Source organism: Cloacibacterium caeni (assembly GCF_907163125.1).
Classification (GTDB): Bacteria; Bacteroidota; Bacteroidia; order Flavobacteriales; family Weeksellaceae; genus Cloacibacterium; species Cloacibacterium caeni_B.
In genome coordinates, this window is record NZ_OU015319.1 from 1,044,224 (window position 1) to 1,059,907 (window position 15,684).

The window sequence follows — 15,684 nt, forward strand, 5'->3', positions numbered from 1 at the left end:
TTCGCTTATAATTTTAGGATTTAAGTAAAATTCTAAACAAAATATAGTATGGACGTACAGCAAAAAGACCTATCGTATTTCAGATTACGACTGCAAGAATTATTAAACAGCAGCTTCCCCGAAAAGGTACACGACCAAAAATTTATAGACCAACGGTCTTCGTGGGCTGCCAACGCTTATGAGGGGGCGTTCCGGTCGGGAAACGCCTTAGAGCAATGCAATGAAATAGCTAATTACATATTGTTTGAGGGCTTACACTTCTCCAAGTTCGACACGGTTTTTAAAGTGGTATGCAATGAGTTTGATACCATAATGGCAGATGAGGAACTGCGACCGTTCGCCCTGAAAATGTTTCCTGTTTGCGAACCTGTATTTGCAGGATATGAATTAACCGATGATTTCATCCACGGGTTTGAGTTCGATTTACTCTATACCGAACTGACCGGAACCATCGCAATATGGATTGAGGAAAATGGGCTTCAGTAAGCGGTTCCATCTCCAACAGAATATTGATGCCCTGCGAATTGTTTTTAAACTGGAAAAGGAGAAACGGCAAGCCACCGTAGGCGAAAGACTGCTAATGATGCAATACAGCGGATTTGGCGGTCTTAAATTCGTTCTGAACCCCTTTGAAAATGAAATAGACATCAATAATTGGAGAAAAACGGAACACGACCTCTTTCCGATTACGCAGGAACTCCACCAACTACTCAAAGAAAATTCCGAAGACGATAAGCAATACCGCAGGTATGTGGATAGTATGAAAAGTTCTGTTTTAACGGCTTTTTATACCCCGCCAGAGGTCATAGATGCCATTTCATCAGCCTTGCGGGATAGCGGTCTGCATATTGATAAATTCCTCGAACCCTCCGCAGGTATCGGCTCATTCATACAATCCTTTTCGGAAAGTCAAAAAGCCAATGTTACTGCCTATGAAAAGGACTTGCTGACAGGCAAGATTTTAAAGCAGCTCTATCCCGAAAGCAATGTACGTGTAAGCGGTTTTGAGGAAATTCCCGAAAGGGAACAAAACAGCTATGATGTAGTAGCCAGTAACATTCCTTTTGGCGATACTTCCGTATTCGACCTTTCTTATTCCCGAAGCAAGGACAATGCAAAAATACAGGCTGCCCGAAGCATACACAATTACTTCTTTCTGAAAGGTGCTGATATGCTCCGTGAGGGTGGTTTGTTAGTTTATATCACTTCACAAGGCATATTGAACAGCCCTAAAAACGAACCCATACGCAGGGCGTTAATGCAGGATAATAATTTGGTATCGGTTGTAAGATTACCTAACAACCTGTTTACAGAATATGCAGGTACGGAAGTGGGAAGCGACCTGATTATCCTGCAAAAAAATACGGCAAAAGAAAATCTGACCGACAGGGAAGATCTGTTTTGCCGAAGCAATCCAACCGAATACAATACACCAGGCAATGCCTTGTTTCAAAACAGTGCAAGGATTGTGCATACAGACTACAAATTAGATACTGACCCATACGGACAGCCTGCCTTAATCTATACGCATAAAAATGGTGTTGATGGGATTGCCAAAGATTTGAAACAAATGCTTTCCGAAGATTTCGGTAAGCATCTGAATTTGGGTTTATACAAAGGCAAACGGAACGATGAGCCTATTATACAAATTCCGATTGAGCCAAAGGTTATACCTCCGGTAATAGAGCCTGTAACCATTCGGCAAAAACTACAACCCGAACCAACTCCGGTAGTCCGTCAGGAAAGCCCGCAGGAATTGAAACAACTAAGCATTTTCGACCTGTTTGAAAGTGCGGGCGAACCTGTTGCCGTAATTGCGTTACCCAAAAGAACTACCCGAAGCAAAAAGCAAAGCACCCGAAAAAGCAGAGATACAATAGGTCGCCAAACCGATCTGTTCAGTGGTGCATTGCAGCAAACCTATATACCGCCAAAAACCAACGGTACTGCTAACGGTACTCCAAAGATAAACAGCAAAAATCAGGAAGCAATTGGCGACCTGTTTTCACAAATAAACGGGAATGGCCAGACTGATAAGTCAGCCGTTCCCAATGCCATTAATAACGCCATTCCCGAACCTACCCCGTATAGTGGCGAACTGCAATCATTCCACCGTAATGATTGCCTTGTTGCGGATAATGGTTGGGTTGGTTATCTGCAAGATGTCGAAAGAAACGAAGAAAAATCATCAGCAACCTTTCATACATTGCAATTACCGACTTTACAAAAAGCAAGAGCCGAAGCCTATATTGCCGTAAGGGACAGTTATATTAACCTCTATCAAAAAGAAGCTGAAAGGCAAACCGAACACAAGGAAGAACGGGAAACGCTGAACCTCCTTTATGATGCCTTTACTAAAAAATACGGCAATCTGAATGCTGCCGACAATGCCAAGCTCATAAAGACAGACAGCGCAGGTAAGGAAATACCGTATCTGGAGCGTATTATCGGGGGCGTAATTCACAAAGCAGATATATTCAGCCGCCCCGTTAGTTTTTCTACTACCACATTAGCAACCGACAATCCCGAAGAGGCTTTAGCGTCATCGCTGAACAAATACGGAAGCGTGGATTTGGATTTTATGTCCGAAATCAGCAGCCTGCCTGCCTATACGCTGAAAGAAGCCTTGCACGGGCGGTTGTTCTACAATCCGCTACAACAGGAATATGAAATTGCTGAACGGTGGATAGCGGGCAATGTTGTTGAGAAAGCAAATGATGTACGAGCATATCTCGAAAACAATCCTGATGATAAGGAAGCCAAAGAAAGCCTTACCGCTTTAGAAGAAGCCCGACCAAGACGGATTGAATTTGAGGAACTTGATTTTAACCTCGGTGAACGGTGGATACCCACGGGAATTTATGCCCGGTTTGCTTCGCATTTGTTTGATGCCGATGTACTGGTTCATTATTCGGAAAGCTCCGACGACTTTTCCGTAAAGTGTCATCAGGGCAATATGCACATTTGGGAAAAATATGCAGTCAAGGCAGAAAGCCGAACATTTGATGGTATTGCGCTGCTCAAACACGCCCTTGTCAATACCACGCCGGATATTACCAAAAAAGTAATGGTTGGCGACCAAGAGGTCAAGGTACGGGATATGGAAGCCATACAAATGGCGAACACCAAGATTGATGAAATCCGTACCGCCTTTACCGACTGGCTACACGCACAGAACGATGAGTTTAAAAACAGGCTGACCGACCAATACAACGATACCTTTAACTGTTTTGTTCGCCCGAACTATGACGGCAGCCATCAGGACTTTCCGGGATTAGACCGAAAGGCAGCAGGTATTGAAGACCTGTATTCAAGCCAAAAGGACACCGTTTGGATGATAAAACTGAACAACGGCGCTATCTGCGACCACGAAGTAGGTGCAGGAAAAACGCTGATAATGTGTACAGCAGCACAGGAAATGAAGCGGTTGGGCTTAGCCCATAAACCAATGATAATTGGGCTGAAAGCGAATATACCTGCCATTGCTGAAGACTACCGCAAAGCCTATCCACACGCTAAAATCCTTTATCCAGGTATTGATGATTTTACACCTCAAAAACGCCTCCGGATTTTCGGGGATATTAAAAACAACGATTGGGATTGTGTGATACTCACGCACGACCAGTTCGGAATGATACCGCAATCGCCCGAAATACAAAAGGAAATCCTCGAAATAGAATTAGACAGCGTAGAGCGCAACCTCGATGCCCTGCAATCGCAAGGTAAGGAAGTAACAAGAGGGATGCTTGCGGGTGTAATCAAAAGGAAAGAAAATCTTGAAGTAAAACTGAAAACACTCCAACACGATATTGAAAACCGCAAGGATGATATTGTGGACTTCAAAATGATGGGTATAGACCATTTGTTTGTGGACGAAAGCCACCAGTTCAAAAACCTGATGTTCAACACCCGTCATACAAGGGTAGCCGGACTGGGTAATGTGGACGGGAGCCAAAAGGCACTTAACCTGCTCTTTGCTATCCGCACCATTCAGGAGCGAACCAATGCGGATATGGGTGCAACCTTTCTTTCAGGTACAACCATCAGCAATTCCTTAACAGAACTGTACCTGCTGTTCAAATACCTGCGCCCTCGTGCATTGGAAAAACAGGGCATTCATTCTTTTGATGCGTGGGCAGCTATCTATGCAAGGAAAACGACCGATTATGAATTTTCGGTAGCCAATAATATAGTCGCTAAAGAGCGTTTCCGCTACTTCATCAAAGTGCCGGAACTGGCACAGTTCTATTCTGAAATCACAGATTACAGGACGGCAAAGGATATTGGTATTGACCGCCCCGAAAAGAATGAGGTATTGTACAATATACCGCCAACGCCCGACCAAGAAGATTTTATCCAAAGCCTGATGCAGTTTGCTAAAACGGGCGATGCTACTTTGCTCGGAAGATTACCGTTATCGCAAAGGGAAGAAAAAGCAAAGATGCTCATTGCTACGGACTACGCCCGTAAGATGTCCCTTGATATGCGAATGGTAAGCGGAATGTATGACGACCATCCCGACAACAAGGCTTCGCATTGTGCGGCAAATATTGCCAAGTATTACAACCAGTTTAATGCACAAAAAGGAACACAGTTCGTTTTCTCTGATTTGGGAACCTACAAGCCAGGCGAATGGAATGTGTACTCCGAAATAAAACGCAAGCTCGTGGAAGACCACGGCATACCTACAAACGAAGTAAGGTTTATTCAGGAAGCCAAAAATGATAAGCAGCGTAAAGACCTCATCAACGGAATGAACGAGGGTAAAATCCGTGTGCTGTTCGGCTCTACCAGTATGTTGGGAACGGGTGTTAATGCACAGAAAAGAGCCGTTGCCGTTCATCATTTAGATACGCCGTGGCGACCGAGCGACCTTGCACAAAGGGACGGGCGGGCTATCCGAAAAGGCAACGAGATAGCCAAATTCTTCGCTGATAATAAAGTTGCTGTGATTATCTATGCCGTTGAAAAATCTTTGGATAGTTATAAGTTCAACCTGCTGTATAACAAGCAACTTTTTATCGACCAGTTAAAGACTAATAACCTAAGCAAAAGAACGATTGATGAGGGAAGTATGGACGAAAAATCGGGAATGAACTTTTCGGAATATGTGGCAATCCTATCAGGAAATACAGACCTGTTGGATAAAGCCAAACTTGAAAAGCAGATTGCCGGATTGGAAAGCGAAAAGCAGGCGTTTAACCGTTCTAAATCCAGTGCCAAATTTAAGGTGCAGGATTATACGGAAATGTTGCAAAGTACCCAATCCCGTTTGAACCGGATGAGTACAGACTGGGAAAACTTGCAGCAACGCCTACAAAAGCATTCAGACGGAACAATCGCAAATCCGGTGCTGTTGGATGGCTTACCGCCGAATGCAAACCCGAAACAAATCGGTACGAAACTCAACCAGATTGCGGATAAAGCTCGTACCGCAGGGCGATATGAAGAAATCGGCAGCTTGTATGGTTTTACGCTGTTGGTTAAAACTGAAATCTCTGAAAAAGAGGGAGCAGATATTAGGGTAAACCGTTTTTTGGTTCAGGGCGAGGGCAACATCAAATACACCTACAACAACGGCATAATGGCGAAAGACCCTGAAACCGCAGCAATGAATTTTTTGAGGGCTTTAGAAAAGCTGCCGGGCTTTATTAAGCAGGAGCAGGAGAAAATTTCTGAAATACAAAAAGACCTGCCCATACTTCAGGAAGTGGTTAACGGTACGTGGGCTAAGGAAAGCCGATTGAGCGAACTTAAAACGGAACTGGCTGCTGTTGAGAGGAAAATACAGCTATCCATTACACCGGAAACAAAAGCAGATACTCCGGAACAAGTGGAAAAGCAGAAAGAAACCCCAATGGTTCAGGAAAGCATTGTACGGGCAAAAGGTATTCATATACCTCGTGGTATATTGTAGTAATATAGCATACGGGCAAAATAAAAGGGAGGTGTTAGACGGTGTTAGACTTCCCTTTTATTTTATCACTCCTGTACCAAATGCTGTAAATCGGGGTCATTCTTGATGCGTTCCATTTCACTTACAACAATATTTAGTATATCTGATTTTATCTGTTTGTAATTGGCTTCAATTTCCTGCTTCATTTTATCTTCACCCTGCTTATCAACAAAGGACAGGATTTCCGGTATTTTCTGATAGGCTTTTGTTTCGGCAGCAACTGTTTCATTATCTACCACAATTTCGGCGTGAAATATTTTTTGCTCGATACGTTCATCAAAGTTATCCGATACAGAACCTACAAACATACCTTGTGTCAAAGTTGAGATTTTTGATGCAGGTATGAGGCTGTCTAACTGTGTGGATATCGAAGTAGATTTATCATTTCTGTTAATGGTCATACTTTGGCGTTTCTGCAACACCTTGCCGAAGCGTTCAGATAAACTTTTTGCCGTTTCTCCAACCACCTGACCACTGAATATATTACCAACCGTGTTCTGTATTACCTTGCTCTCTTTGTCGCCGTAATCCCTCGTTAATTGCGAAAAGTCCTGAAAGCCCAGGCAAACGGCTACCTTATTACTTCTCGCCGTTGCGATAAGGTTATCCAGTCCCCTAAAATAAATTGTGGGCAACTCATCTATGATAACCGAACTCTTTAACTGCCCTTTTTTATTGATGAGTTTTACAATCCTTGAATTGTACAAACCCAAAGCTGCGGAGTAAATATTTTGACGGTCAGGATTGTTACCAACGCATAAAATCTTCGGCTCGTTCGGGTTGTTGATGTCGAGCGTGAAGTCGTCGCCAGTCATTACCCAATAAAGCTGCGGGCTTATCATTCTTGATAAAGGAATTTTTGCAGAAGCAATTTGCCCCTGTAACTGGTCTTGTGCGCCGCCTTGCCAAGCATCCATAAAGGGCGATAAATAATTCTCTAAATCAGGGTATGAGGTAAGAATTGTGAATACGTCCGAATACTTTTTATTCAGTAATTCAATGGCGTGCGGGAATGTGCAATACTTGCCGTTTTCATAGATTTTCAGATACCAAATAATAGCTGCAAGCAAGATAATTGGGCTTTCCACGAAAAAATCCCCTTGCTTCTGTATCCACGACCTGTTGAGGTTCAGCATTATGGTATAAGCTGCTTCGTAAGCATCGGAAATATCCGTCATAAAGTCGGGATTGAGTGGATTGCAACGATGGCTCTTGCGTGGGTCGTCAAAATTTATCACATAGAATTTCGGCTGAATTTTATACTTGTCGCGATGCTTCAGTAAGTGATTGTAGGCAATGGTAGAAAGGTCGTCGAATTTGAAATCGTAGATATACATACTAAAGCCTTTCTCAATCTGCTGCTTGATGTAGTTATTTACGATAGCATAGGATTTTCCTGAACCCGGAGTACCCAACACGATAGATGCCCTGAAAGGATTTACGATGTTTATCCAACCGTTGTTCCATTTGCCCTTGTAGTAAAATTTGGTGGGCAAGTTGACGGAGTATTCATTTTCCATCAGCTTGGTTTCCTGTTGGAAGCTCTCGTTTTCATTATTGAAAACGTCGTCCATAAGGTTAGTACGGAGCAAACGGCTCATCCATACACCTGCCATCAATAAGGAGATATAACCTAAAGAGATGGTAAGGATATACAGAAATGTGCCTGTTGCCGGAGATAGCTTTAATAATGAGGTATTAAGAAAAAACAGCACAAAGCCTACCCCCAAAGCCACATAAATTTTAGACCAGGTTATCTTCTCATTTTTTACGCCTTTCGTTCCTAAGCAACTCAAAGCCAACAAAACCAAAGCAAATGCTTTGGTGTATAAGGTATGTGAGAACAAACCTGCCGTTCTGTCGAAATTGCCCAGTATTTTGTTGATTACTTCCAACGTCCACCCACGTTCTAAAAAGAAACCGTAGCAGAACCAATAAAGGTGCATCAGTACCAAAAGAATACTGACTGCCCGCATAAAAGCCATTATCTTGGCAAGCCCTCTTAAATCGTCTTCTCCCTGCATTATTTTAAGTTTTAATGTTCGGGCGTGAATTTAAAGGCTCTATGGAGTGGCTATAAGAAAGTGGCAGCCAGTGGCGTTGTGTGGCAGTATTTGGCTGATTACTATTTCTGACCTCTTTGGCGTTTGCGTTTCTTCTTCATCTTGTTAGCAAAATCCAATTCTTCATAATCCTCGCCCTGGGCTTCGGGTAGCAAACCGCCCAATGCTTCAATCAAACCGTCTTCGTGTTTTTCCGTAGTTAAGAAATCGAACAAATGGTGTGCTTCTTCCGCAGGAAGATCCGCATCATTTGATGTGGATATTTTGGGTTGCTGTAAAGCAGGTTCTTTTATCTCCGGTTTGATGTTATTGTTCCAATAATCATTAAAGACATTGGCAGAAAGTTCCTTTGCTAAGCGTGAACCGTTCCAAACCGTTTTAGAATTATGGTCTATAAAAGTCATTCCGTAAATGCGACCTGTATCATTCCGGCGTACCACTACGTTAATGCCCTGTTCAGCCAATTGCTTTTTGAAAGCCTGCTCATCGCTCGTTGTTTTCAGGGCAATGGTAGCGGCAGCTTTTAGGGTTTGCTTGCTTGGGTGGTCTTTTAAAGCTGTTTTGCATTTCGCAAAATGCAATTCCAAAGCAGGTAGCCCTGCGCCCTTGCCGAAGAGGGAAGCCTTAAACGGATGCCCGGCTCTTTCGCCTTTTTCATTTAATGGAATGTACAATAAACCCTGCTGCATTTTTCCCTGCAATTCTCCTTCGATTTTCTCGGCGGTAATATTGAAAAGAGATAGCAAGGCATTGTATTCGCCCAAACTTTGGTACTGGTAATAGTTCGGCAGGTGTCGGACTACCGAAGCGATTTGGCTTTTTACATCGCCTGCCCTATAATCTACCGGACGGAAAACCTTATCATTCTGATTGCGCTCTTTATCTGTTGCGGGTATCAACCCGTGTTTTTTTTCCAACTCCCGGCACAGGTTCATAGACCGCATTTTCTCGAACTTATCCGAAATTTTTTTGCCCTGCTCATCAACACAAACCGATACAATATGGATGTGGCTGCGGTCAATATCGGTGTGTTTGAATACTACAAAAGGCTGTTCGCCGTAACCCATTTCACGCATATATTCCTCTGCTATTTCCCGAAATTTATCATCGCTTACCTTGTCATTCGGGTCGGGGTTGAGCGAAATATGCAAAGTATGTTTCTCGGTATTTCGGTTGGCAATCAGATAGGGCGCAAAAGATTGGGCTAATTGTGCAACGGAATAATGCCCGTTAGCGGTTTCAATTATCTTATTGGCGAACAAAATTTGTCCGTTTTCATTTTCTACTTTGAGCTGATTGTACGCCAATGCTCCGTATAAATTCCCGCTTCTGCCAATCTTTGCTATCATTTCTACCGCTATTTTTTGAGGTATTTTGCATCAAATTCCTCGCTCATCTGAATGATTTTTTGACAGAGCATCGCCATTTCAGCCGTTTGTTTTTCCAGTTTGTACAGGAATGCTGCGGCTTTTTTCTCCGAAAAATTCTTGTACAACAGCTTTACAATTTGGTTGTAGTTCACGCCTATGGAACGGAACTGGCTGTGAAAAGAGGTCAGCCGCATATAAAAATCAACTGTTCCTTTGTCAATCTGAATGGTCTTTATGGTCTTGTCAAAGATGCAGGACGTAATAAAATGCGCCTTTACCTGCATACCTGATTTGTCAAAAAGAGCAAGAAAACGGGCGTGTTCCTGCTCGTTAAAGGAAATCGTGTATCGGATGTTCGCCGGGTCTTTTTTCGGGCGGCGTCCGGTCTTCTTCTGTTGCTTATTGTTATTATCATTCATCACTAATCCATTTTAAATCCATACAAAACCCTGACTTCGGAAGGTGTTTTCTGCCCCTGCAAAGGGCAAGTTGTTTTGAGCATCGGAAATCATTCCGAGATGCTCAAAACACAACTTGCCGTGTTCCGTTGAACACAAAAATCCGCCCTTCGGGACGGATTAAATGTAACAGGGAAAACGGCTCGATGCCGTTCCCGTTACCCTCCATTTTGTCAAAAGACTTTTGCATAAATCCGTTAATAATAATCATTGTACAAAGTAAAGCCCTACCTGTAAGAGTATTGCAATGCGATACCCGGACAAAGACTGCCTTTGAGTGCCAAACACTGCCACACCTCAATCAGCGGATAAATCAATCGCTTTATTTGCCGTATAATTTTAGTGCAGGTAGTAAAAAATGTATTTCGACAAAGAAGAAAATCAGGTTTGCAAACAGGCAGTTTGGAATAAAAGCATAAGGTTTTAAAAGCATAAAACAATAAAAGTGTAAAAGCATAAAAGCGGTAAAGCAATTTACCTATTGTAAGGTTTGCCACTTGCTAAAGAATGTGCCTGACAAGGCAAAAATGAAAGCAAATACCTGTGCAGGAAAGTACGCAAAAGGGAATGCAGGAATATAGGAATGAGGTAATAATCAGATAAACCAATATTCAATCCTGCAAAACAAATAAAGTGTGTAACAATAAATTTTTAAATAATGGAAACAACAAAGAAAACTTTAAAAATCAGCTTCTCCACCCAAAAAGGCGGTGTGGGAAAATCTACAATGACCACCTTGCTGGCAAGTGTGCTTCACTACCGTTTAGGTTTTAATGTGCTGGTGATGGACTGCGACTTTCCGCAACACAGCCTGACCAATATGCGTGAACGGGATAAGAGAACCATAATGCAGAACGACTACCATAAAAAGGCGGCAATGAAGCAGTTTCAAGCCATCAACAAAAAAGCGTACCCGATTATCAAATGCAAGGCTGAAACAGCTCTGGAGAAAGCATCGGAATACAGAAGCCAGTCGGCGGTTGTGCCGGATGTTATTTTCTTCGACCTGCCGGGAACAGCCAATACCAAAGGTGTACTGACAACCTTAAAAAAAATGGACTTCATCTTTTCGCCCATTACTGCCGACCGTTTGGTAGTGGAAAGTACATTGGGCTTTACCAAAGCCTTTCTCGGACTTCCCCAAACGGACGAGGGCAATCCCGAACAAGAGATGTGGCTGTTCTGGAACCAAGTGGATGGCAGGGAAAAAACAGGTTTGTATGATGCGTATCAAAGTGTCATCAAAGAACTCAACCTGCCCATAATGGAAACAAGGATAATGGACAGCAAGCGTTTCCGAAAGGAAACAGACGACACAGCCAGTTATGTATTCAGGTCAAGTTTGCTGCCTGCCGAACCACAGTTAATGAAAGCAACTAAAATGGATTTGTTTGTCGAGGAATTTTTAAAAATCACTCATCTATAAAAATAGTAAAGTATGGCTTCAGATAACAAAAACAACGATTTTGAAAAGCCCAATGTTGATGAGGAATACCTTATGAACGTCATAAGCGGCGATGAGCCTGTTGCTCCACCGACCATTAACAAAAAGCAGGATGTACCAAAGGAAAACAAGCCCAGGGAAAAAGCCCGTAACAGTTCATCAAAGAAAGCGGACTACGAGGAAACGTTTTTGGTCAATCGTTTTCCATCGGGGCGTAATGGCAAGGTCGTTTACATACGCCCTGAATACCACGAAAGATTGCTCCGCATCGTTCAACTGACAAGGGAAGAAAGAACAACGCTCTACTCTTACATTGACAATATTCTTGAACATCATTTCAGGGAGTACGGGGACGATATTACCGATTATTTCAATGAACATTTTAAACCCATTCTATAATGAAGAAAGATAAAAAGAACAGGAATACTGTTGCAGCCGGCAGCAACTCCGATACAGTTAGCAATACAGCTAAAACAACCTATGAAAACGCATTTATGCAAATGAATAAAATGCAGAAAAGAGGCAATAAAAGCATATACCTAAGTCCTGAACATCACGAGCGTTTAACCCGCATAGTCCAGATTATAGGCGATGATAAAATACCCTTGTTTGCCTATCTCAATAATATTCTTGAACATCATTTTAAAGTATTTGAAGATATGATTACAAAAGAGTTCAACGAAAAGTACAAAGGCTTGTTTTAAAAAACCTACGTTATGGAAATAGTAATTGTGATATGCCTGCTGATAGTCATTGTCCTGCTTTTACAGGATAAGATTGTCATTAAGAAAAGGACAAAACAAGTACCTCCGCAGAAGAAAGTCAATCCGAACCTGCCCGATATTATGGGGCAGCCAAAATCCGTAGAACGCCTTTCAATGCCAAACGCTGCCAATGAACGCCAAATTGAGGAACCGGAGATAAACCCCGCTAATTTAGACATTGAATACGACGAAAATGAAAACGTCGGCATTCAAATCCGCAAGGAAGAGCTGGACGAAGTTTTCAGTAATATACCTGATTTGGAGGAAGAGGAAGAAGATTGGAACAGGTACGGAATATCCGGTGGCGATGACGGTTTTGCCCAAGGGGTTACCTTTGAAGAACTAAGCTCCGTGGGGGTGTTGCTCCAAAAAGAAGAATTGGAACCAGCCCAAAAGGAAACAGCGATAGCCATAGTTCAAAAAATACAGGGAACCGAATTATTCAGCCTATTGGAGAATTCTATGGAAGATGCTTCCCGAAGAATAGCCGAGCTTTTGGATAGCACCCTTTCATCTGAAACGGAAGACAGTTCTTCCACTTTGCGGAAAAGTGATTTGAGTGATTTTGACATTGAGGAGTTTGTTTAGGCAAGCTCCCTTTTGTATGTTAGACACAAATTAAAAATTGTTCAAACGCTATAAAACTAAGTGCCCGCTATTTTTACAAATTTTGGAGTATCGAACTTCGGTGTAATTGTTGGCATATCTACTTTGACTGATATTGGCATTGGAAAATCAACTCCCATAATAATTGCTTCTCCTGACCCTAAAGATGGTAAAAAAGAAAGAGTTTCTTTATTGGCAGTCGAGCAAGCACTCGCGATTGCTTCCTTATCTTGATAATTTATCAGCCTATGAGTAATGAATGTTCCCATTTGACTTAGCGTACCAACAGGAATATCTCTTGGCATTTGTGTTGATAAACATAGAAATAATCCATATTTACGACTTTCTTTAGCAATGTTATCAAAAGCATTTAATTCTGTGCTTTCAAAATATTCATCCTTAATTTTCTTGTTTAAAAACTGATGGGCTTCATCTACAAAGAGAATTAGAGGATTTTCTCTGAAAATATTAGTTCGAGCTTTATTCAATAAGTATCTTCCCAATGAATTTGCCAAGATTTCTCTTGCCTGAAAATTATAAGGTACATTTTCAAAACCAATTCTTAAAATATTTAATTCTGGATTATTCAAAAACTCGTCTATCTTGGTTATTAGGTTATTTGTGGTTGGAGCATTAAATCCAAACATACCGGAATAATCATTGTCCGATATTACATTGTTAACACGCATTATTAAACTCGTTGCATTTCCATAATTTCTTTCATCTCTATTGTTTGCCCAACGGTCGTTGAATATTTGAAAACATTCATTCCCTATTTGCCTGTGGAGTAGATTTATACTGAAATTATTTATTGTGAAATCTTCTATAATAGATTTATAAGTAAAGTAGGCATTATTATATGCCGCAGTAATATTATTTTGTTTTACAACTAATCCATTATTTATAACTACTTGCTGACCCCTGAATGTAAAAGTATCGTTAGTTCCATCATTATTATGTCCATTATTAGGAATATTCCCTAATAAGCAATGTGCAACTTTTAACGACTTAATAGCTTCCAATAAAACGGGTTGCTGTACTTGTCCTGATGGTCTGAACAGAACGAATAAATCATTAATGGTTAAATTCTGATATGGAAAATAGCTTTCTGAAATCAGTGTTGAATGGTCAACTTTTGGATGAGCATCAAATGTAGAGTATTCTCCCGTTGGGTCTAAGATTATAGCTTTTGCTCCGGTTTCTATAACTCCCTCAATAAATTTGCTGATGGTATAACTTTTCCCTCCTCCTGTTGTACCAACAACCGCACAATGACGACTAAATATCGCTTGCAAAGAAATATCTACGGGAACATTTTTATCGTATATCAAATTCCCCATTCTAAAAGTAGGAGAATGTTCGATATTTTCGGGTTTTATGCCAAAGGTTTTGAAATGTGTAGAAAGAAATTCCGACGAACAAATGAATACCTTAGAACCAATGAGTGGGAGGCTATTTATCCCTTTTTCTATTCTACTCGGGTCAAACAAATCAAATGATAAAAGAATTTCTATTCTTCCTACTGGATGAAATGCTTTAGTTGAAAAAGTTCTTTCACTTAATTCCAACCGTTCTTTTTCAGGTAACGATATTTCCAACATTTTTCCCAGAAAACCTTTTTCCTCTCCCTCAACAACAATATAGTTTCCTACAAGTCCACCTCTCAACACTTCTGCGTGGTGAACAAATGTTTTCATCAAAACAGAAGACGGGAAATGCACTTTCACAAATGCAGGGGATACAAAATTTACATACCCAAGAAAATGACTGTGATTAAAGGGGCTATTGCTCATATCTAACTATTAGGGATATTAATTACTATTTGTCGTGTATCTTCCTGATTGTAAGATTTTAAGTCAGGATAATTCTTAGCGAAATCCTCAAAGGTTTCTGAAACAATAGATATATTGGAATATTTGTTTGCAGCATCAATAAAGGGTTTCATATTTTCGTTGGTTTCATCTATCCCTTTATTTACAATCATCAATTGAAAGCCTGGATTTTGTTCCAAGGCTTCGATGATTGCGGTTACGATATGTTTATCCCCGAAACTAAAGCCTATTGTAATAAGGAAAACATTCTCCTTTCTCAAATTGGACTGGAACCTCGACATCATTTCAAAATACGGCTGTTCATAAGAGCTTTCATATTTTGATTGATGTGGATATATCATCAATGGTTCGTCAGGTTCTTCTTTTTGTATAATCTTGTTGTCTTGCTTTTCCCAATTTACAGAACCGTGTAATTTGTACAAATGGAAAACTTTTTGAATAAAATTGTCTTCTTCTTTTACTCTACTTTGATTGCGGGAAACAATATCGTAATCATAATTACGCCCACTAAATATTCTTGGTTGAGAAAATGAAAACCCGTCTATAACAACAAAATTGCTTTCACAAGCTGATTGTTCAAACATTAGGTCATAATTCAATGTAAACAGCTTAAATCTTGGTAAAGTAACTTTGCGTTTCGTTATTTTATTTAATAAGAGCGTATGTGGCGAATTATCTGGCAAACTCAATTGACAGGCTTCTTTGATAAAATCTTTAATTTTGTTTACACAATCCTCAATATCTATATCCTCTTTGGGTATATATGGTATAGCAGGTGTTGCCATAGAAAGAACCTTTTCTAAATTCTTTACTATAGAGCCATCATCCCATTTTTCATCGTAGCCAATAGTTTCAAGTAACTTTCCAAAAACATCGGCTGTTAAAAGAGCTTCCGCATCATCCCATAAATTTGCCATCGACTTACCCAACTTCCCATCTTTTCCCCAACCAATAGATGACCCTGCACCAGTTAGAAGTAATAAATTCTCAAACTGATTATTTAGAGTTTGGGAGTATTTATTCCTATTTGTTGCAATTGCATAATCAATTCTATTTTCGGTACTTTCTTTGAAATCGTGAAGTTTGCCGTCGATATATACTTTTATATCAGTAGCATCACTATCATCATAAGCAACAGAACTGTTATTGTTGAGTAAAATGTATTTCATATTCGCATATTTTATTTGTTAA

At 40.8% G+C, this 15,684-nt stretch carries 11 protein-coding genes; 6 read left to right on the plus strand and 5 right to left on the minus strand.

Annotation, left to right across the window (positions count from 1 at the left end):
• The first annotated feature begins 48 nt into the window (after positions 1–48).
• Together KKQ79_RS04800 and KKQ79_RS04805 are read left to right on the plus strand one after the other, a co-directional pair.
• Positions 49–486 carry a DUF1896 domain-containing protein gene (locus KKQ79_RS04800; protein ID WP_066434609.1) on the plus strand — a complete coding sequence of 146 codons (438 nt, stop codon included), beginning with the start codon at positions 49–51 and terminating at the stop codon, positions 484–486.
• On the plus strand, positions 473–5,917 hold the full coding sequence (locus tag KKQ79_RS04805) for an N-6 DNA methylase (protein WP_213189190.1): 5,445 nt from the start codon (positions 473–475) through the stop codon (positions 5,915–5,917). Before KKQ79_RS04800 ends, KKQ79_RS04805 begins: the two co-directional genes overlap by 14 nt.
• A 65-nt stretch (positions 5,918–5,982) precedes the next feature.
• Here the strand turns inward: KKQ79_RS04805 and mobC are convergent, their stop codons facing one another.
• The 3 genes from mobC to mobA all read right to left on the minus strand — a co-directional run bounded on the left by mobC (position 5,983) and on the right by mobA (position 9,808).
• On the minus strand, positions 5,983–7,980 hold the full coding sequence (mobC, locus tag KKQ79_RS04810; RefSeq protein ID WP_109568746.1) for a conjugal transfer protein MobC: 1,998 nt from the start codon (positions 7,978–7,980) through the stop codon (positions 5,983–5,985).
• 101 nt (positions 7,981–8,081) lie between these two features.
• A complete protein-coding gene (gene mobB / locus KKQ79_RS04815; protein WP_066440843.1) occupies positions 8,082–9,368 on the minus strand; it encodes a conjugal transfer protein MobB in 1,287 nt (428 codons plus the stop codon).
• A gap of 8 nt (positions 9,369–9,376) precedes the next feature.
• Positions 9,377–9,808, minus strand: a complete 432-nt coding sequence (mobA, locus tag KKQ79_RS04820) for a conjugal transfer protein MobA (protein ID WP_066440844.1) — start codon at positions 9,806–9,808, stop codon at positions 9,377–9,379.
• 697 nt (positions 9,809–10,505) lie between these two features.
• On the opposite strand from mobA, the gene KKQ79_RS04825 reads away from it, so the two are divergent.
• Genes KKQ79_RS04825 through KKQ79_RS04840 form a run of 4 tightly spaced genes read left to right on the plus strand, consistent with a single transcriptional unit; the run spans position 10,506 to position 12,643 of the window.
• Positions 10,506–11,273 carry a ParA family protein gene (locus KKQ79_RS04825; RefSeq protein ID WP_123860956.1) on the plus strand — a complete coding sequence of 256 codons (768 nt, stop codon included), beginning with the start codon at positions 10,506–10,508 and terminating at the stop codon, positions 11,271–11,273.
• A gap of 12 nt (positions 11,274–11,285) precedes the next feature.
• Entirely contained in the window at positions 11,286–11,690 is a 405-nt protein-coding gene (locus KKQ79_RS04830) for a DUF3408 domain-containing protein (protein ID WP_066434606.1), read from the plus strand.
• Entirely contained in the window at positions 11,690–11,995 is a 306-nt protein-coding gene (locus KKQ79_RS04835) for a DUF3408 domain-containing protein (protein ID WP_066434593.1), read from the plus strand. Before KKQ79_RS04830 ends, KKQ79_RS04835 begins: the two co-directional genes overlap by 1 nt.
• Before the next feature lie 12 nt (positions 11,996–12,007).
• Entirely contained in the window at positions 12,008–12,643 is a 636-nt protein-coding gene (locus tag KKQ79_RS04840) for a conjugal transfer protein TraD (protein ID WP_123860957.1), read from the plus strand.
• 56 nt (positions 12,644–12,699) lie between these two features.
• On the opposite strand, the gene KKQ79_RS04845 is transcribed toward KKQ79_RS04840, so the two are convergent.
• Both KKQ79_RS04845 and KKQ79_RS04850 read right to left on the minus strand, forming a co-directional pair.
• Entirely contained in the window at positions 12,700–14,454 is a 1,755-nt protein-coding gene (locus tag KKQ79_RS04845; RefSeq protein ID WP_026357461.1) for an ATP-binding protein, read from the minus strand.
• 2 nt (positions 14,455–14,456) lie between these two features.
• The gene (locus tag KKQ79_RS04850; protein ID WP_019974894.1) at positions 14,457–15,662 is read right to left on the minus strand and encodes an SIR2 family protein; all 1,206 of its coding nucleotides are present in this window, start codon (positions 15,660–15,662) and stop codon (positions 14,457–14,459) included.
• Between the last annotated feature and the right edge of the window lie 22 nt (positions 15,663–15,684).

Coding starts and splice junctions, on each gene's coding strand:
- KKQ79_RS04800 (WP_066434609.1), top strand. CDS start 49: ATGGACGTACAGCAAAAAGACCTATCGTATTTCAGATTACGACTGCAA.
- KKQ79_RS04805 (WP_213189190.1), top strand. CDS start 473: ATGGGCTTCAGTAAGCGGTTCCATCTCCAACAGAATATTGATGCCCTG.
- mobC (WP_109568746.1), bottom strand. CDS start 7,980: ATGCAGGGAGAAGACGATTTAAGAGGGCTTGCCAAGATAATGGCTTTT.
- mobB (WP_066440843.1), bottom strand. CDS start 9,368: ATGATAGCAAAGATTGGCAGAAGCGGGAATTTATACGGAGCATTGGCG.
- mobA (WP_066440844.1), bottom strand. CDS start 9,808: ATGAATGATAATAACAATAAGCAACAGAAGAAGACCGGACGCCGCCCG.
- KKQ79_RS04825 (WP_123860956.1), top strand. CDS start 10,506: ATGGAAACAACAAAGAAAACTTTAAAAATCAGCTTCTCCACCCAAAAA.
- KKQ79_RS04830 (WP_066434606.1), top strand. CDS start 11,286: ATGGCTTCAGATAACAAAAACAACGATTTTGAAAAGCCCAATGTTGAT.
- KKQ79_RS04835 (WP_066434593.1), top strand. CDS start 11,690: ATGAAGAAAGATAAAAAGAACAGGAATACTGTTGCAGCCGGCAGCAAC.
- KKQ79_RS04840 (WP_123860957.1), top strand. CDS start 12,008: ATGGAAATAGTAATTGTGATATGCCTGCTGATAGTCATTGTCCTGCTT.
- KKQ79_RS04845 (WP_026357461.1), bottom strand. CDS start 14,454: ATGAGCAATAGCCCCTTTAATCACAGTCATTTTCTTGGGTATGTAAAT.
- KKQ79_RS04850 (WP_019974894.1), bottom strand. CDS start 15,662: ATGAAATACATTTTACTCAACAATAACAGTTCTGTTGCTTATGATGAT.